This is a genomic window from Coleofasciculus sp. E1-EBD-02, assembly GCF_040218245.1.
Lineage (GTDB): Bacteria > Cyanobacteriota > Cyanobacteriia > Cyanobacteriales > Coleofasciculaceae > Coleofasciculus.
This window is the reverse complement of sequence record NZ_JAVJQN010000040.1, coordinates 120,887-144,593: the sequence shown is the minus strand read 5'-3', so window position 1 is coordinate 144,593 and position 23,707 is coordinate 120,887. Positions and strand designations below refer to the sequence as shown.

The following is a 23,707-nucleotide window of genomic DNA, read 5'->3' as shown; positions in this document are numbered from 1 at the left end:
TATTGTCTCCCGCTTAACCATCTAATTATGAGTGAATTGGCCACCAATCTACCCAGTGTTCGTCAACTACAAAGCTTGATTCGAGAAGCCCAAGAGGTTGAACTGAAACTCATCACCAATGAAATCTTTACAGGCAGAGTGCGCTGGCAAGACACATCCTGCTTATGTATTCTAGATGAACAGGAGCAGCCGATTATTATTTGGTATCATGCGATCGCCTATATCAAGCCCAAGGGAGGCGGTGGCATGAATCGATCCCTCCAAGTACGCCAAGAGTCTGCCGTGGCGAATTCTGAAACAGCCGAGAGTTATGAAACGGTAGAAAGTTCAGAAACAGAGGAGAGTGCAGATAATCCCTTTGAATTTGCGTGACATTCTCCTACACCGACCCTAGGGGTACAGTGTAGGCTTCCTTTGTCGCCGTTTTAGCCCTTCGACTTCGCTCAGGGCTAAAACGACGCTTCCGGCGTTTTATAGTGGGGAATATGCCCAGCCCCACTTTCTTGATGATTAAAGTCAGTGAAGGAGTCACCTCCTCCACTGCTCTCCAAAACGGTACGTGACACTTTCGCGTCATACCGCTCCTCAGTAAAACGACTGTTGTCATCAGTACGCCCCCAGTTGGATATTACAGTTCCTATCTTTTCTGGTCTTTTCATCATGGCAATGCCGATGAAGTAATTGCCAGTTTTGGTAGCTATCCTTTCCACCTTGCAATTTGGGGATGATGTGGTCAATTTCTAGCAAATCTCCATCTTTGAAGAACAGTTCACATTGAGTGCATTTCCCTTTCTGCTTTTTCAGCAACGATGCTGTTCGCTTAGGCATCTCAGGATGCTTACCCATTCTTGAACTCCAGTAAATTAGGTTTCCATCATAAGGACTTTTATCGCCTTGAACTTTGACATAGCGAATAATTGGGGTTTCGCTGTGTTGCAGTAACCGCATAGGTTTCCCACCTTCTTGTCGGGTGGCGAATGTCCAGTTATCTCCACCTACTTTTTGGAAATACTTGGTAACCACCCAAATTTTCCCTTTATTTCGGTGTCTTTTAATCCCCCATTTGATTAGTTTATGAACGGTCAAATGCCAGAGTTTTTCAAATGCCTTCTGGCTCACTACAGTCGAAAAGTAATTGCACCATCCTCGAATAATCGGATTTAACCTTTTAATGAGAGAGGCTTGGGACAATCCCTTATACTTTTCTATGACTTCCGCCAGTTGTCTGTAGTGTCTTTTCTGACTTTCCTTACTGGGGGTTATGATGGTTTTGTACCCTAATGGTTTCCCTGCTGTATCTTTTCCCGTAGTGTATTTTCCAGTTTTATACTGTTGGATATGGAAACCCAAGAAATCAAATCCGGGTTTTTCTTCATTCACTTCCTCTAGGGTGTGGGTTAGTCGGGTTTTACTGGGTTTTAATTCCAGTCCCATGTCTTCCAGCCAGTTTGATATAACCTCTTGACACCTTTGAACAACGGTTAAGTCTTCGTGTAGAATTACGAAGTCATCGGCGTAACGAATTATATTGACTGACTTTCGTTTGTCCCTCTTGCTGAGTTGTGTGCCATCAGGACGTTTCATATCGAAAGTGTCCGCCAATTTCTTGATTTCGTTCTCCATTCCGTGTAGGGCAATGTTTGCCAGTAGGGGGGATATAACTCCTCCTTGTGGCGTGCCTTCTGATGTCGCGAATAACTCTCTCCCATCCCTTACACCAGCTTTTAACCAAGCTCGGATTTGTCTCCGTAGGGTAGGATAGGTATTTAATTTTTCTAAGAGTCGTTCATGGTTAATTTTATCGAAACATTTGGCAATATCGGCATCTAGCACGTATTTGGCTTTTTGCTTAATCACACCATATATAGCTCCGATGGCATCGTGGCATGAGCGTCCCGGTCTAAACCCATAGGAATTGGGTTCAAATTTAGCTTCCCATTCTGGCTCTAAAGCCATTTTGACCAGTCCTTGTAAGGCACGGTCATACATAGTAGGTATTCCTAAAGGTCGTTTTTCCTCCCTTCCCGGTTTGGGAATCCAAACCCGGCGGATTGGTTTGACCTTTGTCCCAAGTTTTAATTCTTTGACGAGCTTCTGACGTGCTTCTGGGGACAAGGATTTTACCCCATCCACTCCTGCCGTCTTTTTGCCTTGATTATCTTGGGTTACTCTACGCACCGCTAACATTTTGGCTGACCAAGATTGGGTTAGCAGCTTCTGGAGTCTGCGAACTGTTCTGACATCTCCACGACGGGACGCTTTGTAAATCCGCTTTTGCAGCTTAAAGATATTCCTTTCTAGCTTGCGCCAAGGAATATCTTGCCATTTATACATCGGGGTTGATTCCGTGTTCATAACTTTTGCTCTGCTACTTGTAGCTTTACATTTCGTCTTACCGTGAGTCCGTCAGCATATCCTTACCATTACAGTAAGGCATTGGCTTCTGACTCAATCTTCCTCTCCTGTTACCTACTGTGTAGTAGAAATTGCGTCTTAGCTGACTACTCAATCTATCGACCCATTGATTGAGAGTGAACAGGGGAGTTACTTCGTTCCTCATAACCTTTGTTTCGTTCCTTTAGGATGATGCTCTCCACCGAGTTTTCGAGTAGTACAGATAGACCGATTCAAACCCTTCTATCACTCTAACTTTGCCCTTTTTGGGACTCCCAGTGTATCAGCCTGATTTCACGGGTTTGCGGTAACGATGGTTCAGACGCATCTTTACTTTCGTTATCCATAGGAACTTGCTCACGGGATACTGATTTAGGCTCTCAGTATCTTTCCGCTTTTATCCCCGCTTCAAGGATTGAGGGCTAGTCGCTACCTTGGGGGATAGGCTTTCACCGATGTACCTTCGGGATAGGACTTGTGCTTGCACTTTCACACTCACCTATAAGGTTATGAAGTTGTCATCTGCTAAGGATTTAAGTGCGAACTCAACCAAGGGTGGTTACTTAACAGATGCCAGCCATCCCCCTATTCCTAGGTTTAGGCTGAACGAATCGCACTTAATCGCAGCATTCCAATCTCTATCAAGCACAAACCCACATAAACAGTGGTGAATTCGTACTGATAAATCTTTTTGTTCAACGCGATTACAACAAGAGCATACCTGGCTTGTGTTATAAGGCTTTACTTTCACCACCAATTTACCAGCTTTCGCAGCTTTGTAATTGAGAATTGAAAGGAATTGACCCCAGCCAGCGTCATTGATTGATTTGTTTAAACCTGACTTAGCGCTTTGTCCATTTGGTAAATATTTCCCATCTTTGTCCTGTTTTAGCTTGTTTTTTCGGGACAAGTTCCCTGGCTTGATGTCTTCGACAAAGAACACCTTCTCATCCCGGCTCACCAGTCGAGTCGCCGATTCATAATGAAATTGCTTTCGCTTCCGCTGTAACTTTTGGTGATGCTTCGATATTTTTTTCGCCAGCTTTCGTCGTGATGCCGACTTATGCGGCTTCCCATCTTTGCGGTTAGCCAACCTTGCCAACTTCGCCTCGGACTGACGGTAATGTTGTTGAATAGGCTCAAATTCCCCATCCGATGCCGTCCAGAATTTCTCCAAACCAACGTCCAATCCAATGGAGTTCTCTTCTGTTGCTTCTATCTCTGATGGCTTAAACAAGGGGATGGATTTATCCTCTAGGGTTAAGCAAATATACCAACCATCTGCTTTGTGGGAAACTAGCGCCGCCTTAAGCGTGAATCCTTCTGGGATTGGGCGATGGTAGATTAGTTTTACCCGACCCACCTTGGGTAGGTTGATATAGGCAATATCCCGTCGTGTACCGCCGTTTTTGCGCCGATGCGGGTTAACCTTAACACTCAGGCAATCAGCTTTTAGTTGAGGGATAGAAACTGTCCGGTATCGCCGCACTGACTTAAAGCGAGGTTTTCCGCTTCGCTTCCCATTTAAATCGCCTTTAATAAACCGATTAAACGTATCTTCTACCCGCTTAATTGCTTCCTGGATTACCTGGGAATGAACCCCTTCGTACAGGTGTTTATTCGATTCCCTTGACCAATGGGTAGCCCGTTTCTGTGAGTAATAGGTTGGCGGGTCTTTGAGGTCTGGTAAATAAGTGACAAAAATTGGACAAGCATTGACAGGTGAGCGATTACGCTCCCACCAGTTAAATCGTTCTTCCAACATCAGATTGTGTATCCGGCACAACTTGTACAGCCATTCATTTAGCTGATAAGTTTGTTGCTTATCCGGCACAATTCTATACTGGTAGTTCAGTTTCAATGTGTCTTGGCTTCGCTTCAATTTTTATCACCTCCTTAAATTCAATTATAAATCACACTCTACACAGGCGATTCATCTCACACCAAATCAAAGATTATGGCGTGAGGCTTCTCGCCGATCAAGCTAATTTGTCATTTGTCATTTGTCATTTGTCATTCGTCAGAGTTTGATGAAGCGGAACCTCGGTGATACTACTATCAGGCAGGGGCGTTAACCACTCCTGTAATTGATTTAGGGGATAACTTCCGCCACACAATAGCAGGTGATCTTGCGCTCGAATTTCGGCATTCCCATCGGGAAAAGGGATAAACTTCCCTTCTCGACGGATTGCCTGCACCTGAATCCCATATTGACGCCGCCAATGGAGTTGGGACAGGTTTTTTCCGTGGGCTGGACTCTCTTGAGGCACCAACACCCATTGACAGGGACTGCTGGTGGCAGGATTTGTCATTTCCCCCTCTGCCAATTTCTTAAAGGCAGACAGTTCATCGGGTTCACCCACCGCTAAAAGGTGATCACCTTCCTCCAAACTCACTCCAGCATCGGGATAATCGATTTCCTCACCCTCAGCCCTACGAATAGCCACCAAGCTAACCCCGGTTAAGCGGCGAATATCGGCTTGTTCTAACGTCATACCTGTCAGTGGAGAATTCTCTGGCAAATCATACCACTTACTATTCATCATCTCAGCCGCCGTCCGTAAATCGCGGGCAATTTGAGACTGAGGTTGTTCGGGGCGCAAATCCAGATAATGGGAACTGCGAATTTTTTCCATTTCCTGCTGAATCACCCAATTGGGTACACCAATTCCTGACATCAAATGCGTCGCTAACTCCAAAGATGCCTCAAACTCCGGTTGCACCACCTCTCGCGCCCCCAGTTGGTACAGCAGTTCGATCTCCCGATCCTTATTCGCCCGCACGACGATATCTAAATTGGGGTTTAATTCTAGCGATCGCTTCACGCATAATCGGCTACTCATAGCGTCAGCCAAGACAATCACCATGGATTTTGCCCGTTCTACCCCAGCTTTATCCAAAACGTGTAAACTAGCCGCATTGCCGTAAACATAAGGAATTCCCGCATCTCGTAATTGCCCAATTACCTGCTCTGACTGCTCAACCACTACGATAGGATAATCATGCTCTCGCATCAGTCGCACTAAATTGCTACCGCTGCTTCCATACCCACAAATCACCACATGGTCTTTTAGCTGTTGGCTATTAAGTGATACGGCTTTCGGAGTTTCCATCGGTTCAAAATACCGTTTTAAGGGCGGAAAATTCTCTAACCAGTTCAATGCCAAGGGTGTTAATCGTAAGAGAAACGGTGTAACAATTAATGTCACCGCTGTTGTTCCTAAAATCAACAAATAAACCGGGCGAGAAACCAATCCCAAAGTTTGTCCTTCACTGGCTAACACAAATGAGAATTCCCCAATTTGAGCTAACCCCAAACCTGCCAGAATTGCTGTTTTTAAGGGATAGCCAAAAATTTTGACAATTGGTGTTATAATAAAAGCTTTACCCACCGAAACCAGCAAAACCAATCCCAAAATTAATTCCAGGTTAGTCCACAGAAAAATCGGGTCGATTAGCATCCCAATCGCGGCAAAAAAGAGGGCAGCAAAGACATCGCGCAAGGGTTCCACATAAGTCAGAGTTTGATCGGCATATTCTACCTCGGAAATCATTAACCCCGCCACAAACGCCCCCATTTCAATCGAGAGTCCTAACTGTGCTGTCAACAGGGCAATTCCCATACATAAACCCACAACCCCGAGTAAAAATAACTCTCGGCTTTCAGTACGGGCAAGAAATCGTAATAACGAAGGAATTAACCATATTCCTACAGCAATGGCACCCGCCGCAAATAGACCAATTTTCAATAGGGCAAGTCCTACGGCTATACCAATCACTTCAGTGGGTTGGTCTAAAGCCGGGAGTACTGCTAACATTAATCCCAATGCCAAATCTTGCACCACCAAAATCCCCAGCATGACTTGCCCGTGGGAGGTTTCGGTTTCATTGCGTTCCATCAGGCATTTGAGAACCACCGCCGTGGATGACAACGACAAAGTTGCCCCAAGAAACACCCCTTGGACGGGAGACATGACCCAACCCATGCCCAAAGAGACTAATGTGGTAACTAAAATAGTCAGTACCACTTGGAGTCCACCACCGCCTAGAGCAATCTTTTGCACTTTTCTCAGTTCCGCCAGGGAAAATTCCACCCCTAGGGCAAAGAGCAAAAATGCCACACCAAACTGAGCCAGGGTTTCAATTTGGATCACCTCTTTAATTAGACCCAAACCCGCCGGACCCACAATCATACCCCCGACGATATAGCCCAAGAGCGGGGGTTGACGGCATAAGGATGCCAAGAGCCCGCCAGCCGCTGCTGACGCCAGAACAGATACGAAGTCGATAATCAGTCGGAAGTCTTCTTGCACCGGTGCGTTATCAAAATGAAAGTGCTATATCCTTCTAGGATACAAATTTTCTTAAGATTTCCAACAATTTGTTAACCCCGGCAACATTCTGTGCTAATTCGTCTTGCGTAGAGGCAGCGTAGAGACGCGCCATGTTTTATGGCTGATACAGTTTTTTTATAGTAATTGTGACAATATCAATTTACCCCACCGCCAAAGGATTTAACCAGCGAATCATCTCTAACTTCAGTCGATTTAAATCCCGATAAACCCCTTGCTTCATCCACTGACCGATCGCATCGAATGGCGTGAAGGAATCTCCCGTTTTCCAATTGACATCTTGTCCCAACGGTGTTAAATGATTTCCCGGTAGCATTTGTAGCACAACCATATTCGGAAATCGTTGTTGCAGCACAGGGGATAAAATTGCCGTTTGGTCTATCTCGTCCTTGATAAATTTAATCAATAAATTGCGGCGGATGGCATAGTGCTGGGCAATCAGGTCGTTAGTTTCTTGAGGTGAAGGAGTAAATTCAACATCAAAGGCTGGCTTGATATTCAACTGCTTGAGGAACGTCAACTGATCCAGCATATTGAACTGTTCCAGAAACGGAATCGCTTGTTTTGCTGGATAGTTGTTGAAGGAAATCAAAATATTACCCGCCCGTTCCACAGAAAACAGACTGCCAATCAGCAGATGCAGTTTGCACCCCATGCTATGTCCGACACCGTAGATCGGTAAATACTGTTTCCTGAGTAGCCTTGTGGCTTTGAGGCGATCGAGGGTCGTCTCAAAACGGTTGAGGACTTCGCGGGCGATCGCAACGTGATCTAAGGTATTGATAAACGGCGTCGCCACGACCAAATAACCCTGACGCCCTAATTGCTCAAGTAGCCAACGGTAGGTGACTTGGGGCGCAGCCGCAATAAATGCCCCACCCAAAAAATGCACGATGCCAACGGGACGAGACGGAATTAAAACCCAGCTACCAGATAGTTCTTGCCAGTCCATAGGAAGAGAGGGAAGTTCTTATATTTTTATATTGTGACGTACTCACGGCTAGGTGGCGCTGTCTACATCATGTCCAGTTGAATACCTATACCCAGTTGCGTTCTAACGTGTCATTGGACAGCGTTGCCAAGAATCTCAGCGATATCATCGAGTTTAATTTATATATTTAATGAGAAATTGCTATCGGATAATAATTCCATAATTGGCTCAGGTCTGTACACTGTTAGATAAGCTTTTTGTCTCTGATTAGGCATATCCCTTAGCAATCATCATGATTAAATCCAAACTGCTTTTAACAAGTCTCCTGTCTACCGTAACCGTTACAGGTAGCCTATTTCTGGCAACGATTAGCCCCACTCAAGCCCTCCCTTGTGGGTTTGGCAAAAAGGGTATTTCCCAAAATGCTTCTGGAGAATCTCCTAGTCTCGTTGGCGATAAAATCAACTTCTACAAAAAATTTGGCATTGCTGGTGTTGGTATCGCCGCCGTAGCCGGAGGGTTGGTCGCTGTGAAAAAATTCAAAGCCGATCATAACCAACCCACTGAAGCGATTATCACAGAGACACCCTCATCAGAAGTCTTTGAACCCTATAACTTGGCTATCCCTGTTCCTCCAGAAGCGTTAGCCGCTTCAACTCCTGAAGCCGAGGAGTCTGAGCAGGATCTGACCTCCGTAAGCTAATTCAACTGGCTTAATGTTCGTAAGGTGGGCAAGAGCGATAGACTGATTAACTCGGTTCCTCAGTCTTGCTCACCCTACAGTTTCCTTAGAGTTATGATCGGTTAATCGCACTAGAGAAATAATGCAAAATTTGCGCGAGTTGATACCCTAGAGGTGTTGACCAACTCCAAGGAAAATAAATATGGCACAAGCGAAAGTGGGTGATACCGTCAAAATTCACTACACCGGTAAATTAAAGGACGGTACGGTTTTTGATTCTTCCCTGAGTCGCGAACCGATAGAATTCACCATTGATGCTGGACAGGTCATTCCAGGTTTCGAGCAAGCCGTTGTGGGTATGACACCTGGGGATTCCAAAACCGAAATGATTCCCATGGATAAAGCTTACGGTCCCCATCGCTCAGAAATGGTACTGGAGGTGACACGAGACAAAATGCCCCCAGACTTGAATCCCGAAATCGGTCAGCAATTACAAATTCAACAACCCAACGGGCGAGTTATTCCAGTGGTGATTACCGATGTCACCGACTCGAATGTGAGATTAGATGCCAATCACCCTCTAGCAGGACAAGACTTAACCTTTGATATTGAGTTAGTGGACATTTCTTGATCCAGGATTGTCTCAAACAAGAGAGGGAGGAGAGAGTGCCTTGGAAATTGATCAGCACAACTGATGCGGCACTCTCTCTTTCTGCTAATAGGTAAGTAAGTCGCTATTTCCATCAACATCCGCTAAGAACCCGACATTCCCCCCACACTAAAACTCGTCATTTCCCAGATTGCCCCACGTCGCTGCAAATCAAGCTGGTTGGTTTCAGAGAGTCCCTCATTCTCTCCAAATCGAGCGTTCTCTACGTCGGTAATCTTCAGATCAACTTCCGTGAGATTGGTATTACTCAGATTGCTATAGCTTAAGTTCGCCCGATTCAAAGTAGCCTGAGTCAGATTAGCACCACTCAGATTCACACCAAACAGATCAGCACCACTGAGGTTAACCCGACTGAGATTGCTTCCTCTCAAATCAGCACCGCTGAGATTAGCGCCACTTAAGTTGGTATCGCTTAAGTCAGCACCAATTAAAAAAGCACCACTCAGATCAGCACCCACCATAATGGCTTCCTTTAGGATGGCTCCAAATAAGTTCGCACTACTTAAGTTAGCTCGGCTGAGATTAACTTGAGTGAGATTAACCCGGCTGAGATTCACATCTGCTAAGTCAGCATCCATGAGATTCGCCTCAATCAAAGTCGCGCCTCTGAGATCGGCATGCATCAAGAAAGTGCGGCTCAGGTTAGCTGCATTTAAATTGACACCGCTTAAGTTAGCCTGTTTCAGGTTAGCGCCACTGAGGTTGACTCGGCTGAGATCCGTGTTGCTTAAATCGGCGTCAATCAGTTGAGTACCCCTGAGATCAGCACCACTCAAATCAGCACCAATCAAGTCAGCACCGTTAAGATCAGCACCCATGAGATTGATCTTCCTGAGATTAGCACCCTGAAAATTCCGTTCCCTGCCGAGATAACGCCGCAGGAGTTCGTTAGTATCCATAATGTTCGGGGAAAACTGGAGTTGTACTATCAATTTCCCAAGGATTTCCCTAAGCATCGTGATGGGTGTCACCCCTCAGCCCGACTAGAGCAAAATATGCTATGAGTTACTCAATCGGGCAAAAATTCATCAAATCTTTACACGCTTTTCATCATAGCTAAACATAAAAAGCCGTTCGGGGGTGCAAACTAGGTAAGTAAGGGAGCTTAAACGCATTCCAACGTGGTCGTTATTCTCCTGTTTAGTGTTTAGGTTGTTTGGGAATCCCCTAGCGGTGTCTTCGAGGCTCACCTAGGGGTTTTTTTTTTGGGATTTTATAGCTGTTGCCATGGTGGCAAGGTGTTCACCAGGCAATCACAGTCCTTGATTTCGGACTATGCCACGGTAGGGGAAACTAAAAAGCCTTACCATTCGACTGAGAATACCGCAAGTAGAGCCTTATGCATTGAGTTCCGTTAATATTTATTAAGGATGCAAGTCATCCTGTTTCTCGAAGAAAGTCACTCAGGTTGTGCCTCTTATACTCCGAGCAGGAGAGAGGTTTGGAGAGATGTTTTCCAGATCCCGTGAAAAGTAAGCTTATACTCTTCTGCTTTTGGTCAGAATCCGCCCAACCCAACATTTTGTTTCGTTCATGAATGGTAACTCAATCCCAAACGACCAACCCGGCTGGTCACTCGATGAACGTGATCCCCAAACCATCCAATCTTTCATGCCCTTATGGGGATGGTTTTACCACTACTACTTTCGGGTGAAAACCGATGGCTGGCATCACATTCCCGATCAGGATAACGCCTTATTTGTGGGGTCTCACAATGGCGGACTCGTCGCACCGGATATGATCATGGTCATGTATGACTGGTTTCGGCGTTTTGGTACCGAACGTCCGGTTTATGGTCTGATGCACCCCAATGGCTGGAAAATTGACCCAAACACAGCACGACTAGCAGCTAAGACGGGGGCAATCAGGACTCATCCCAAAATGGCGATCGCGGCTTTGCGTCGAGGTGCTAGTGTCCTCGTCTACCCTGGGGGGGCGCAGGATGTCTTTCGTCCCCATACCATGCGGAATAAAATCCATTTAGCGGGGCGTCAAGGGTTTATTAAGCTGGCACTACGAGAAGGTGTGCCGATTATACCCGTTATTTCCCATGGCGCTCATGATACATTGATTGTTTTGGCTGATTTTTACGACCAGATTCGACAATTGCACGATTGGGGACTTTTCCCGTGGTTATTTGGTCTTGATCCGGAAGTGTTTCCCATCTACTTAGGTTTACCCTGGGGATTAGCGATTGGACCTTTACCCAATATTCCCTTACCTGTCCAAATTTACACTCGTATTTGTGCGCCGATTGTTTTTGAATGGTATGGTCGGGATGCAGCTAGCGATCGCGAATATGTCAATGCTTGCTATGAAAAAGTCTGTACTCAGATGCAATGGGAACTTGATGGTTTAGTCAAGGTGGCGAGTAGAAGTTGATCTGGCTGATGAGAATAGCAGGGATTTGTGAAAAAGGAGATATTGTAAGAATTGACTTGTATTGAGTTGAGGATAGTACCTTGAGTAATTCTACCGATCCGTCTCCATCCGTCTCTCGTCAGGATTTAGATTACTGGTTAGAGCGTCAGACCGAATACCAACGGACTCTTAATGTCATCGAATCAAGAGGAGAAAACAGTGAAAGTGTGTGGAAACTGAGAGGTAAGCTTGAAGCCGTCGGAGAAACGATCGCTTACCTACAACGGAAGCTCAATAAAGTCTAGAGCATTGGTTTATTAATCGCAGTTGGTGGGCAAAACAGTCGGGGAAGTCTCCTGGGCAAAAAACCCAGTGATACTATCACTGGGTTAACAAGGGCTGCTGTAATAACTGAAGAAGATGTCGTCAGCTAGTATATTATTGACTCAACGTTAAGTCTTGTTTATTCACAGATTAAAATTCAAAAGTCGCTATTATAGGAAAAACCCTCGCTATCTATCATAAAGATGTCAGCGAGGGAAGATGTCACTAAATTTAGCGGAGACAAATTTGAGGTCGTTCCAGACGCGCTATCATACCATGCCGTCTGGAACGGAGTTATTTAACGAACGACGCCCTGTTGAGAAGCAACTTCCATGGGCTTCATCAGGTAGAGTCTCAGGAACTGCCAGCCATTAGAGACATAGTAGGGCAGCTTCTTGAAAAATTGCACGAACTTTGGACTGTTGGAGTTAGCAATTTCCGTCAACTTTTCGTTATTGCCAATACAGAGTTCTAGACGTTCGTAGAACTTAGGATGTTCCACATCTAAAATCACTGGAAATACCCGCGCCGCCGTTTCGTTGGTCTTCTGAATCACATGCTTATCATACTCGCGGGCATCTAAACCAATCGACTGATAGAAACCAGACCGTTGGATGTCATTTAGATACATTGTCACAAATACTGAGAGCAAGAAGAAGCGAGACCATAACTTCGCCTGCCAATCATTTAACATTTGCGGCTGGGCTTTCATGATCGCATCAAAGAAATCCCCATGACGATTTTCGTCCTGACACCAGTTTTCAAAGAACCGGAAGATGGGGTAAATGCGGTCTTCAGGATGAGCTTCAAGATGGCGATAAATGGTGATATACCGCCAGTAGCCAATCTTCTCCGACAAATAGGTGGCGTAGAAGATAAACTTCGGCTGGAAGAAGGTGTACTTCTTATTTTTGGTCAAAAATCCCAAATCAAGCGCCAGATTGAAATCTGACATCGCCTTGTTCAGAAAACCAGCATGACGTGCTTCATCACGAGACATCAGGGTGAAACACTCTGCCAGCACCGGACTTTTATCTTTGATCCGACGACCCAATTCCTTATAAAGTAAAAATCCAGAGAATTCTGCTGTACAGGAACGCTCCAGAAATTCCACAAACAAGCGGCGGGTTTCACCGTCGATATGCTCCCAAGACTGCTCAAACTCAGCGTCCCGGACGAAGTGGTGGCGATTGTAGTCCGCACGGAACTCTTCTAGAATCGCCAATAGCTCATCCTCATTCGGCGAGATGTCCATCTGCGCCATCGCTTCAAAGTCTGTCGTGTAGAACCGAGGCGTCAGAATGGTCTCCTTCGCCGGGGATTTAACGCCAGGTCTGATTTCTTCAAAGCTAGGTTTTTTAAGGGTATCTACCATAGTTGGTTGTACTCGTTATCTCTTACTTACGATTTTGGACTTGAGAATATGGCAATTGGGGGGTGACTCGACCCGCGCCGATTTTTTAGAGCTGCATATTGAGTCTACCAAGGTCTTGGGTGAGTGCAAAATCCAGTTAAGGTTAAAATTTGTAAATTTGCTTAACCTTTCTTCATATTTATCAGGGAACAGGTAAGGTAGAGCATCATTTGGTAGAGAGGTTGCATGCAACCTCTCTACAACAGTTCGGCTTTTGTGAAAAGGGACATGACTATCGCCATGCCCCTAATTAATTAAATCAAAGACGGTTTAGTACCGAAGTCCTAAGCCGTTAAGCTTCTTCAGCTTCAACGCGACCGTAAAAGATTCCCCGAATCAAGACTTCTTCAGGTTCTTCTTCGGCACCTAAGTCAGTATCAGCCGTCTGTTCGCTCTCAAAGGTACCAGCAATTTCACCGGTGAAGCTATCCACCTTAGAAACCTGTAGAGACATCTCACCGGATCGGGTCTCTACGCGCTTAACGTTAGCGCGAACGAATTCCTCTTCATCCGCTTTGGAAGGCAGCGCGATCGCATTATCATAACCAGATGCTACACCACGACCTTTGGGATCGAGGAACACAGCACCCCGATAAGACGGAACCTTAAATTCCCCTTCAAAGTCAGTAGACGTATTCACGCTCGTCATGTTTGGCTGACTTGTGGCAACCAAACTTTTAATTGTGAACATGAAGGGAACTTGTTCGCCTCCAGGTAGCTGTACTGTAATCGCTTGAAAGTCAATGCCATCCTCTTCAGTAAAGATAAGGCTGCCATTTTCTCCAGGATTCAAGGAACCTTCAACTTGATCTAGGCTAGAGGTAGCCCGGGTCAATAACTTACCTGGGATATATTCTGCCTCTCTACGCTTATTTGTCGGTTCTTCCTTGACAAAGAAGCTGGTTGGCTGTAAACACAGCTCGACAATTCGATAGGACTTATCAGACTCAATGGGAATAGAACCACGAGTTGTTTCTGAGAGCTGGGGACATAAATTCGCTAATCCTGTATTTCTAATCTGGTCGTAGGTCAATTGATCAGGACTAGTCGCTGTTGCTTCTGAACAAGCTGTTAACACCCCCAGACACAATGCCAAAAAGGCAACAATCAATGCGCGATACCTCATGGTCAACCTCAATCGTCAATCTCTAAAACAAGAAAATTTTTTTTATGGTGATTAGCTAGTGAATCAGGCTGTGGTTTATACAAATAAAACCGCAACTATCCTTACCATATCAACGAAAGTTACCCTAAATTCACTCCACCTTAAATGCGGCAAAGGGGCGGACGAGGAGAACCCGGAGGGTCAGCGTCCGATAGCGAAGCAGGTGGGCAACGCTTGGCGAAATTGCCGCACTGGGATTTCTCCCCAAAAGATGCCATCTGGTCAACAGGCTTTGATCAGCCTACACCTGACCTAGCGGTTAGGTGTGCGGTCGTTGACACCATGGTATAGTTTTGGTCACACGCTAGTTATCGGCGATCGCATAACCAATGGAACGATCGCTCACTTAAGCTTTGTTCCCTATATGATGCCGAAAGCGTGAACCTTAGCTTTTCTCGCTTCATTGTACACGGGAAGCGACACTTTTACGCTTTCAATCAAGCAGGTGACAGGAAACAACTAAAAGTGACAGGAGTAGGATGAATTTGAGTAATGAATTAGAGACTCAGGAGCTACAGGTCAAATTGCAAGCACTCAGAGCAGATATTTGGGCGTTAGCCAATGACCATAAAGGGGATACGTTAACCCTGTTGGCTCTGCTGCGGACGCTGGAAGAGGCGCACCGCGAGATCCGAGATGGTCTATTTCAAGACTCGTTACCCGACAATCGACAAACCCTGTATGCACTGCTCAAAGATATTGAAGAATTAGGGGGTTGGCCTTATGTGGCGCGGATGAAGCTGCGATCGCTGCTGACAAATTTCCCGGAAGCGGCAATCTCTGAGATTCAACAACCCTAACGCGAGCTAGCGCTTGCCAACCCAAGCTAGCCGCGCCAGACGTTGGCTCAAGCAGGGTAAAGTTAGGATCGTCTATAACGACTTAGAATGCTTGGCTAATGAGATGAAAACAAGTTTTCTCCCTCTGCCAATTCATCTCACCGCTTGCGGAGCGAGATTATGGCGGGAAACTTTTTGGAGATTAGGTTAAACGATGTTGCGCCAACAAGACAGTTGGGGCAACAGGTGCTAAGATCCAGCCGTCAGTCTTAGCACTTTATTATCTTATTCTTATTTTTGAGCAGGGACTATGAATGAAATTAAGTTTGGCACAGACGGCTGGCGAGGTGTGATCGCCGCCGATTTTACGTTTGAGCGTGTGGCGTTAGTCGCGACAGCCGCTACTCAAGTTCTGGCTGAGTGTTATGGCAAAACCAGCGGTAGCCGGACTGTGGTGGTGGGTTATGATCGGCGCTTTATGGCGGAAACCTTTGCCAAAAAGACGGCGGAGGTTGTCCAATCCTTGGGATTTGATGTGTTGCTTTCTGAAAGTTACGCGCCCACCCCGGCATTTAGCTGGGCAGCAAATAACCAGAATGCACTAGGTGCTTTGGTTCTAACGGCTAGCCATAACCCAGCCAGTTATCTGGGATTAAAAGTGAAGGGGGCATTTGGGGGATCAGTTCCGCCAGAAATTACCCAAAAAATTGAAGCCACACTCGCTCAACCCCCAACCTCAGCGCCAACGCCAGGTAAAATCCAATCCTTTGATCCTTGGTCAAGTTATTGTGATGCGCTGCGCTCAAAAATAAATTTGGCGAGTATTCAGAACCTGATTAGCCAAGGTAAATTGACTGTCTTTGCCGATGTCATGCATGGCGCAGCCGCAGGGGGCTTGAGCAAAATTTTAAATGTACCGATTCAGGAACTCAATAGCTCCCGTGATCCCTTATTTGGTGGCGGTGCGCCGGAACCATTACCCCGTTATTTGTCTCAACTTTTCCGCCAAATCCGTACCCACCGACGGCAAAAGGAGGGTACATTACGGGTAGGATTAGTCTTTGATGGAGATAGCGATCGCATTGCGGCAGTGGATGGACAAGGTAATTTCCTCAGTTCTCAAATTCTAATCCCGATTCTGATTGAACATTTAGCATCCCGACGGCAAGAGACAGGGGAAGTGGTAAAAACGATTAGTGGTTCGGATTTAATTCCCCAAATTGCTCAACTTTATCAATTGCCCCTCCACGAAACCCCCATTGGGTACAAATATATTGCCGATCGCATGGTTTCTACCCAAGTCTTGCTGGGAGGTGAAGAATCCGGTGGAATTGGGTATGGAACACATATCCCAGAACGCGATGCCTTACTCTCTGCCCTATATCTGTTGGAAGCGATCGCGGAATCGGGTATGGATTTAAGCCAACTTTACCAAGGCTTACAAGAGCAAACAGGTTATACCTCAGTCTATGACCGCATTGATTTACATCTAGCGGGAATGGATGAGCGATCGCGTCTACTCAACCAACTGCAAACCCAACCCCCCACTGAAATTAATGGTCAAGCCGTTGTTGATTGTCAGACAATCGATGGGTATAAATTCCGCTTAGCTGATGGTAGCTGGTTACTGATTCGATTTAGTGGTACTGAACCTGTTTTACGCCTTTACTGTGAAGCCTCCACTCCAGAACAAGTGCGTCAAACCCTCAGTTGGGCAAACGATTGGGCAAATAGAAATCAGGGATAAGAGAGCAGGGGGAGCAGAGGGAGCAGAGGGAGCAGAGGGAGCGGGGGGAGCAGAGGGAGCAGAGGGAGCAGGGGGAGCAGAGGGAGCGGGGGGAGCAGAGGGAGCAGAGGGAGCAGAGGGAGCGGGGGGAGCAGAGGGAGCGGGGGGAGATGGGAGACAAAATTTCTATAGCCCATTACCCTATTCCATAAGACACACCGAGCGTGTTACCGAGCGCAGTTCGACCAAGCTCACTGACCATCGTAAGCGTTCGACTGAACTTCGACAGGCTCAGGGGTCCGCGCTCACGCCGAAGTCCGAGGTGTTGCCTATTGCCTATTGCCTATTGCCTGTTCCCTGTTCCCTAACAAATGACAAATGACGAATGACAAATGACAAATGACCAACCTAATTGTTGCCACTGGAAATCCAGGTAAATTACGCGAGATGCAGGCATATCTCGGTGATTTGCCCTGGGAATTGCAGCTTAAGCCACCGGAAATCGAGATTGAGGAAACAGGCGATACCTTTGCAGCAAATGCTCGTCTCAAAGCTTTAGGTGTCGCCCAAGCCACGGGTGAATGGTCAATCGCCGATGATTCTGGCTTGCAAGTAGATGCTTTGAACGGAGCGCCTGGTATTTATTCAGCACGCTACGGGAAAACCGATGCTGAACGGATTCAGCGGTTGCTGTCCGAACTGGGGGATACATCCAATCGGGGGGCGCAGTTTGTTTGTGCGATCGCGATCGCTCGTCCTCATGGCACAATCGCCTTAGAAGTGGAAGGCGTGTGCCGAGGTGAAATTCTCAAGGCTCCCTTGGGTACAGGTGGCTTTGGCTACGATCCAATTTTTTACGTGCCAGAACAGGGATTAACCTTTGCCCAAATGACTCCGGAACTGAAGCGACGCTACAGTCACCGGGGCAAAGCCTTTGAATTACTCCTCCCCCAGTTCAACCAACTCTTATGAATTATGAATTAGAAAAATTAATTTTTAATCCATAATTCATAAGGTAATTTAAACAGCTTCCAGGTTCCGTTCACCCGTCCTGATCCGGACAATTTCCTCAACGGGACTGATGAAGATTTTTCCGTCGCCAATTTCCCCCGTGCGAGCCGCAGCAATCACTTTTTCGACTACCATATCGACTTGGGCATCTTCGACGACAATCTCCACCTTAAGCTTTTGTAGGAACTCAACGGTGTATTCAGAACCTCGATAACGTTCGGTTTGACCTTTTTGGCGTCCAAATCCCCGAACTTCCGAAACCGTCATCCCGACAATTCCAGCGTTGACCAAGGCGATTTTAACTTCATCGAGCTTAAAGGGTCGAATAATCGCTTCTACCTTTTTCAAGATTCTAGCTCCTCACTTACGTTTCTCTATATGTACCAGATTTACCAGACCAGCATGACACGATGAACTACGGCGACTTACTTCGTTGAAGTCGCTGTTTCTGACGTTTCTTCGCCCCTAGTTGCTTCATACTTCCGTATGTAGTAGAGCTAGGCAACTCGGCGTCTAAAGAGGACAGTTCCTGCCCCCTTGCCCAAATCTCGTTGACTTGAGCAGCATTTACGTCTCTATCCTCAACATGATTACAGTCGGGATTAGAGCAAACATGAACTCTATCTGCTAAGGTCTTGGGAGTCAGTTCCCAGCACTTAGCACATCGCTGAGTAGGTTTGAGTTTCTGTGTTGGTGACTCGACATAAAAGCCATTAGCTTCAGCCGCTTTATAGGTTAACAAGTCTCCAATCATACCAAAACCAACGTCAAGGATAGACCGATTTAATCGAGCTTTCTGTCGTTTTCGTTTACCCTTCTTGGCTTTGCCTGTCATTTTTTTGACATTTAGCTGTTCACCAGCGATTAGGCTATTACTGCTGACTAGATCGCTGGTTGTCTTGTGCAGCCAATCTTCCCGCTGTCGGGTGACTTTCCGTTGGAGTTTAGAAACTCTCTTCCATTCCTTTTTCCAGCGTCTTGAGGCTTTAATTTTCTTGTTCCTGTTAGGGGTTCTCTTGCGTCTCAAACGCTTTGAAGCCACCTTAACCTTTTTATGTCCCTCCTTAATAAAGTCTGGTTTAGGAATTTTATCACCAGTCGAAAGAGTTATCGCGTCTTTACAACCCAAATCTATTCCAATAGAACCTGTACCCGTTTGACGAGTTGGTTTACATTGTACAGTTATTGATCCATACCATTTACCATTCCTAAAGAAAATTGTACAGGTTGTTGGAATTCCCCATGTCCTGGCTGTACCTCGGATATGAATTTTCTCTCCCAAGTCTCTCAGCTCTAGATGACCATTTTTGCCATTAGAGGAGACCCGCCAACTTTGTTTATTAGGATATGTCCAACCTGCATATCGTCGTTTGGCTTTAAATTTGGGATATTTACCCAAACCCTTAAAAAAACGTTGATAGGCTATATCGACACGTTTTAATGTAGCTTGTAACGTCTGAGAACCTAATTCTGCATACTCAACCCAAACTTTTTTAAACTCAGGCAAACAGTTCTGTTGTTCAAAATAATCAACAGAATGACCAAAGTGTTTGTACTGTGTCCTACGGTTTGCAATAGCCGCATTGTATAGGTCACAGTGCATTTTTCTTGCCCAATGGAGTTTGTCGCATTGGGAGTTATTTGGATAAAGTCTGAAAGTCACTCGGCGTGTTAGCATCTTCTATCCGGCTCCGGCTTACTTCATTGAGGTTCCGGAGATAATCGCGATTTAGTTTTACACTCCCATCAATAAATTTTTTGTAACATTGAATACAGTTATTTTGGGTATCGGATGCATTGCCCGTCGCCAATCGCCAATTCCCAGACGGTCAACACTCGATCAGGACAGGTTGAGTTGTAGTGAAACTCGCCCCGACAAACTATGCCTTCAGTCGTCAAGGGTCAAAACTCTCGCACTTCCCCAATCCTCAGGTTACGGTGGTCGATCGCCAAACTTTTGATTAAAATGAGAATATATCACAGGGGGCCTTAATGGTTTCGACGTGTTGGTGAAAGCCAACCCGTGATACAGGTCGAGAGTGAGTCTTCTCTCGTAAATCCCGGACTCAAAAAAAAGTAACTGCGAACAACATCGTTCCTTTTGCTCGTAAGGCAGCTCCTGTAGCCGCTTAAACACCTCTCATAGGTTCGAGCGTTCTTAGTCTGACTCCGTTAAGGGCTAAGGACACAACCCCAACGGATGCGCTAGTTAGCTGTCTTTGGTCGGCTGGCTAGCAAAGACCTAACCAAAGCATCCCACCATCCGGGATAATGGATGGTTCCCGCCCTGAGGATGAGAAGGGCTAAACCTGTGAATGATCGGTAGGTAAATACCCAATGCGGACACGGGTTCAATTCCCGTAGGCTCCATTTCTAAATTCAATTTTCAGATGTAATAAGACCCCTTCATCTAGCATGAAGGGGTTTTTATCATTGATCATACGTTGGATCATACGTTGATTAGTTTGCCATAACTCATACCAAATCTGCTTCATTAACCTCTTGTATCACCGGGGTGCTGTTTCCTGGAAGCCATCTGCTATCTGCCCTCTAACATCTGCCTTGTCCTTACCAAAAAGGAAATAGTTAACCCGGATTTAGTATCAGATTATCCGGATGAATGCCTTGATGACAGAAAAAGGTAATCAAACGCCTTCGGTACCCTTATCAATTTATTAACAATTGTTGCGGGTCAGATGAATGAACTCCAAACTCCGGCTTTGGTGTTCATTCAATAATGTTGGAGGTAAGGATGCTAGGATTTGACCGCCCAAAAGGAGTAGGGAATTCATCCTATCCAACCGAATCCCTTACTCTGGAGTACCTCATCCTTAAATATGTAAACAACAACGAGCAAGAGCAAGTTATGGTAATGCAACCTACGTATGGTAATGGTTTTATCGATAGCTCAACCATTGAACTTTCTCAGGAAGGATTGCGGTCTATTCTGAATCAGATTGAGGCGGAACTCATCGATAGTGAAGTTTACCGCCGCACCATGGCTGGGTTACAAACGATGTTAGGAGAAGCCTCAAGCAACGCTCATATTCTGGTCAAGGCGGTGGGGCGAGAAGCCGTAAGGTTGACATTTCAGGAATTTGCCAGACAGTATAAGGTTGTTCCTGTGACTCCTGTGACTTCTGACGGAATGAATCAACCGACAGAAACCGAAGAGGAGGAGTTGGAGATTCCCCAAACTGAAGAGAGGCAATGTCCCATTGGCTCGAAAGAAACGATGTCCCATAGGGTTGAGACCAACTTATCGCCCAGTTTAGCGGATCGAGAGATTGGAGAAACGCAGTCGCGTAAAAAACGCTCCAAAGCAGAATTAGCCGCGCAAAAGCTTTCCCTAGAACGGGAAGAGATGTTGCAGCAAATTGGTCAACAACTACGACGAGCGCGTAAATCCCGCTCTTTGAGCCTTCAGCAACTACATCGCCAAACCTTAGTCCCCATTCATCAAATTGAAGCATTAGAAACGGGTAGTTTGGCTCAGCTACCCGAGGATATTTATATTCGTGGTTTTATTCGCCGACTTGGTTATGCTCTAGGGTTAGATGGTGTAGCATTAGCCTTATCTTTGCCGGAAATTGATCCGGTCAAGTCTGTGATTCCTTCCTGGTATAAAGATCCTGTAGCGACAGGGTTTCACCTTAAATCTGTTCATTTATATCTAGGTTATGCCACGCTGATTGCAGGAGCAGTGGGAGGACTTAACTGGATGTCGAATCAACAATCAGCACCACAAAATACAGCGGAACCTGAACCTGTTCCTTCGGGTCAAAACTCTATTTCTCCAAGAGCTGAAACTAGCAAATCTACCCATAAGCCGGGGATTAAATCGAGTCAAACTGGTGTACAAGCAGGAGATGATATTGCTCCCCCTGAGGCATTTCCGTTTTAAGGAGATGGGGAAGATGAAGGAGATGGGGAAGATGAGGGAGAGAATAAATTTTCCGGCGGAACCATGAACAATTAACAAAGGACGAATGACGTACTTTGCTTCTCGATGAAAGCGAGTATGACGAATGACGAATGACAAATGACAAATGACAAATGACAAATGACCACTTTATAGACTCTTTACCAATTCCTCACCAACTCCTAACACATATCTATCTGAAAGAATCCCTGTAGTCAGAATAGTGAAATAGAACCATTAAATAAGACTATTTTTTGACAGTCTTATCTCTTTAAAAAAGTGACTTACTTAATCTGTACTTGTGAAATCTTGCACAAGCAAATCTATCCATTAACTTGGGGCGCGAATACGATTGGGCGGGAAGAGGATAACACTATTGTAGTTGACCATACCTATCTTTCCCGTTACCACGCTCAGATTTTGCTCTCCCCTGACGCTGTGATACTTCGGGATCTCAATAGCCTCAATGGTACGTTTGTGAATGAGTTTAAAGTTGAACAATGTCAACTTAAGGATGGAGATTTTATTCGTTTAGGGGATGTATCGTTTAAATTTGTACAGCAAATCCCTAAGGTTGAGAAAACCGTATCATCGGACGCTGATACGGAAATTTCAATTGTCAAGCAAGTCTCTCCGGAAAAAACTCGAATTACAATCACTGATTTATTGCAACCAGATAAGTCAGAAAACTCTATTATTAAACTGAAGCAGCAAGATGCTCATCAACGAACGGTTGATAAATTGCAAATTTTACTGGAAGTCAGTAAACAATTATCCTCTCCCGAAGATCCTGATCAATTGCTGCAAAAAATCGTCGATTTGCTATTTGAAATTATGCATATCGATCGCGTCACTATTTTGATGGTTAATCAAATCAGTGGTGTTCTGGAACAAAAAGCCGTAAACTGGCGATCTGGCATCCCGACTGACGAAAATTTTTACAGTAGTAAAATTACTGATTTTGTCCGTGAACAGGGCGATGCAATTCTCACAGGTGATGCTCGCAAAGATGGCTTATTTAACGATTCAATCTCTATTGTTGAACAAGGGATTCATGCCGCAATGTGTGTTCCTCTGAAGCCCGCAGATGAGGTAATTGGCGTATTGTATGTGGATAATTTATCTATGACTGATATCTATTCTGATGAGGATTTAGAGTTTTTAACCTGTCTAGCCAACCAAGCCGCGATCGCGATTGAAAATTCCCGCCTGTATAAAAAGATGCAGGAACAGGAAGTAATGAGAGCAAAGTTGGAACGATTCTTTCCTCAATCGGTGAGTCGCAAGTTACGGGAAGAAGGTAATTTAGCCACGGTGGAGACAGAAGTGACGGCTTTGTTTGCCGATATTAGCAACTATACGCAAATGTCGGCGGAAATGGAACCGCGTCAGATTGTTGAAATGCTGAATGAGTATTTCCAAGTCATTGTAGAAGAGATTGTTTTTCCTTACGAAGGAACGTTAGAAAAGTACATTGGTGATGGAATTCTAGCAATTTGGGGCGCACCGTATCGCCAACCCGATGATGTGGATTTAGCGGTACAAGCAGCGATTGAAATGCAATGGGCAGTTTCTCGCTTAAATCAAAAATGGATTCGCGAAAACCGACAACCGATTCAAATTCACATTGGTTTGAATACAGGCACAGTCGCGGCTGGAAATATTGGTTCTAAAAATATGATTCAATATGCCACAATTGGGGATACAACAAATGTGAGCAGTCGAATTTGTGACGTGGCTCAAGCTGGGCAAATTTTAATCGCTCAAAGTACGTTTGATAAGCTGGGTGATCCGAGTATTCCCCTCGAAAAAATACCACCTGTTTGGGTGAAGGGTAAGACTTCGCCTTTACATCTCTATCGGGTTTTGTGGCAGCACTATAACGCGACGGACGTATTGTGCGAGAATGGTGGTCTAGTAACTACACTTAGCCCATCTTAACTACTGGACGTTGGACAGGATTTTACCAAGAACTT

General features: G+C 45.5%; 20 protein-coding genes and 1 other RNA gene. 12 read left to right on the top strand and 9 right to left on the bottom strand.

The genetic code is table 11. The annotated features are described in order from the left end of the window. The first annotated feature begins 27 nt into the window (after positions 1-27). Positions 28-372: an Hfq-related RNA-binding protein gene (locus RIC07_RS07730; RefSeq protein WP_446375576.1), complete on the top strand. Its 345-nt coding sequence runs from the start codon at positions 28-30 to the stop codon at positions 370-372. A 234-nt stretch (positions 373-606) separates the two neighbouring features. Here RIC07_RS07730 and ltrA read toward each other — a convergent pair whose 3' ends face one another. The 4 genes from ltrA to RIC07_RS07710 all read right to left on the bottom strand — a co-directional run bounded on the left by ltrA (position 607) and on the right by RIC07_RS07710 (position 7,698). Continuing rightward, positions 607-2,355: a group II intron reverse transcriptase/maturase gene (gene ltrA, locus RIC07_RS07725; protein WP_446394010.1), complete on the bottom strand. Its 1,749-nt coding sequence runs from the start codon at positions 2,353-2,355 to the stop codon at positions 607-609. 598 nt (positions 2,356-2,953) lie between these two features. Further along, positions 2,954-4,276: an RNA-guided endonuclease InsQ/TnpB family protein gene (locus RIC07_RS07720; RefSeq protein WP_446394009.1), complete on the bottom strand. Its 1,323-nt coding sequence runs from the start codon at positions 4,274-4,276 to the stop codon at positions 2,954-2,956. 124 nt (positions 4,277-4,400) lie between these two features. Next, on the bottom strand, positions 4,401-6,707 hold the full coding sequence (locus RIC07_RS07715) for a cation:proton antiporter domain-containing protein (protein WP_446394008.1): 2,307 nt from the start codon (positions 6,705-6,707) through the stop codon (positions 4,401-4,403). 181 nt (positions 6,708-6,888) lie between these two features. After that, entirely contained in the window at positions 6,889-7,698 is an 810-nt protein-coding gene (locus tag RIC07_RS07710; RefSeq protein WP_446375582.1) for a DUF1350 family protein, read from the bottom strand. A gap of 271 nt (positions 7,699-7,969) precedes the next feature. On the opposite strand from RIC07_RS07710, the gene RIC07_RS07705 reads away from it, so the two are divergent. Beyond that, positions 7,970-8,380 carry a hypothetical protein gene (locus RIC07_RS07705; protein WP_446394007.1) on the top strand — a complete coding sequence of 137 codons (411 nt, stop codon included), beginning with the start codon at positions 7,970-7,972 and terminating at the stop codon, positions 8,378-8,380. 181 nt (positions 8,381-8,561) lie between these two features. After that, positions 8,562-8,990, top strand: a complete 429-nt coding sequence (locus RIC07_RS07700; protein WP_006098302.1) for an FKBP-type peptidyl-prolyl cis-trans isomerase — start codon at positions 8,562-8,564, stop codon at positions 8,988-8,990. Positions 8,991-9,112: 122 nt separating this feature from the next. Here RIC07_RS07700 and RIC07_RS07695 read toward each other — a convergent pair whose 3' ends face one another. Next, positions 9,113-9,928 (bottom strand): pentapeptide repeat-containing protein, encoded by an 816-nt coding sequence (locus tag RIC07_RS07695; RefSeq protein WP_446394006.1) that lies wholly within the window; start codon positions 9,926-9,928, stop codon positions 9,113-9,115. A gap of 634 nt (positions 9,929-10,562) precedes the next feature. Between RIC07_RS07695 and RIC07_RS07690 the strand changes: the two genes are divergently transcribed. Both RIC07_RS07690 and RIC07_RS07685 read left to right on the top strand, forming a co-directional pair. Further along, positions 10,563-11,411: a lysophospholipid acyltransferase family protein gene (locus RIC07_RS07690; RefSeq protein WP_446375588.1), complete on the top strand. Its 849-nt coding sequence runs from the start codon at positions 10,563-10,565 to the stop codon at positions 11,409-11,411. 80 nt (positions 11,412-11,491) lie between these two features. Next, a complete protein-coding gene (locus RIC07_RS07685; RefSeq protein WP_446394005.1) occupies positions 11,492-11,695 on the top strand; it encodes a hypothetical protein in 204 nt (67 codons plus the stop codon). Positions 11,696-12,012: 317 nt separating this feature from the next. Here the strand turns inward: RIC07_RS07685 and acsF are convergent, their stop codons facing one another. Both acsF and psbO read right to left on the bottom strand, forming a co-directional pair. After that, entirely contained in the window at positions 12,013-13,089 is a 1,077-nt protein-coding gene (acsF, locus tag RIC07_RS07680) for a magnesium-protoporphyrin IX monomethyl ester (oxidative) cyclase (protein WP_446394004.1), read from the bottom strand. Between the two features lie 331 nt (positions 13,090-13,420). Beyond that, complete coding sequence (gene psbO / locus RIC07_RS07675; protein ID WP_446347209.1) at positions 13,421-14,254, bottom strand: photosystem II manganese-stabilizing polypeptide; 834 nt, start codon at positions 14,252-14,254, stop codon at positions 13,421-13,423. A 518-nt stretch (positions 14,255-14,772) separates the two neighbouring features. Here psbO and RIC07_RS07670 point away from each other — a divergent pair. The 4 genes from RIC07_RS07670 to rdgB all read left to right on the top strand — a co-directional run bounded on the left by RIC07_RS07670 (position 14,773) and on the right by rdgB (position 17,770). Continuing rightward, the gene (locus tag RIC07_RS07670; protein ID WP_446394003.1) at positions 14,773-15,093 is read left to right on the top strand and encodes a hypothetical protein; all 321 of its coding nucleotides are present in this window, start codon (positions 14,773-14,775) and stop codon (positions 15,091-15,093) included. A 289-nt stretch (positions 15,094-15,382) separates the two neighbouring features. Further along, positions 15,383-16,819, top strand: coding sequence for a phosphoglucomutase/phosphomannomutase family protein (locus RIC07_RS07665; RefSeq protein ID WP_446394002.1), 1,437 nt, complete (start codon positions 15,383-15,385; stop codon positions 16,817-16,819). Further along, positions 16,743-17,180: a hypothetical protein gene (locus RIC07_RS07660; RefSeq protein ID WP_446394001.1), complete on the top strand. Its 438-nt coding sequence runs from the start codon at positions 16,743-16,745 to the stop codon at positions 17,178-17,180. The genes RIC07_RS07665 and RIC07_RS07660 overlap by 77 nt, the downstream gene beginning before the upstream one ends. 17 nt (positions 17,181-17,197) lie before the next feature. Continuing rightward, positions 17,198-17,770 (top strand): RdgB/HAM1 family non-canonical purine NTP pyrophosphatase, encoded by a 573-nt coding sequence (rdgB, locus tag RIC07_RS07655; protein ID WP_446394000.1) that lies wholly within the window; start codon positions 17,198-17,200, stop codon positions 17,768-17,770. 48 nt (positions 17,771-17,818) lie between these two features. Here rdgB and RIC07_RS07650 read toward each other — a convergent pair whose 3' ends face one another. Together RIC07_RS07650 and RIC07_RS07645 are read right to left on the bottom strand one after the other, a co-directional pair. Beyond that, entirely contained in the window at positions 17,819-18,157 is a 339-nt protein-coding gene (locus RIC07_RS07650; protein ID WP_006098071.1) for a P-II family nitrogen regulator, read from the bottom strand. A gap of 67 nt (positions 18,158-18,224) precedes the next feature. After that, the gene (locus RIC07_RS07645) at positions 18,225-19,487 is read right to left on the bottom strand and encodes an RNA-guided endonuclease InsQ/TnpB family protein (RefSeq protein WP_446393999.1); all 1,263 of its coding nucleotides are present in this window, start codon (positions 19,485-19,487) and stop codon (positions 18,225-18,227) included. 305 nt (positions 19,488-19,792) lie between these two features. On the opposite strand from RIC07_RS07645, the gene ssrA reads away from it, so the two are divergent. The 3 genes from ssrA (at position 19,793) to RIC07_RS07630 (ending at position 23,672) form a co-directional block, all read left to right on the top strand. Continuing rightward, positions 19,793-20,182, top strand: a transfer-messenger RNA (tmRNA) gene (gene ssrA / locus RIC07_RS07640). A gap of 493 nt (positions 20,183-20,675) precedes the next feature. Then, the gene (locus RIC07_RS07635) at positions 20,676-21,713 is read left to right on the top strand and encodes a helix-turn-helix domain-containing protein (RefSeq protein WP_446393998.1); all 1,038 of its coding nucleotides are present in this window, start codon (positions 20,676-20,678) and stop codon (positions 21,711-21,713) included. A 297-nt stretch (positions 21,714-22,010) separates the two neighbouring features. Then, on the top strand, positions 22,011-23,672 hold the full coding sequence (locus RIC07_RS07630; RefSeq protein WP_446393997.1) for an adenylate/guanylate cyclase domain-containing protein: 1,662 nt from the start codon (positions 22,011-22,013) through the stop codon (positions 23,670-23,672). Positions 23,673-23,707: the final 35 nt, after the last annotated feature.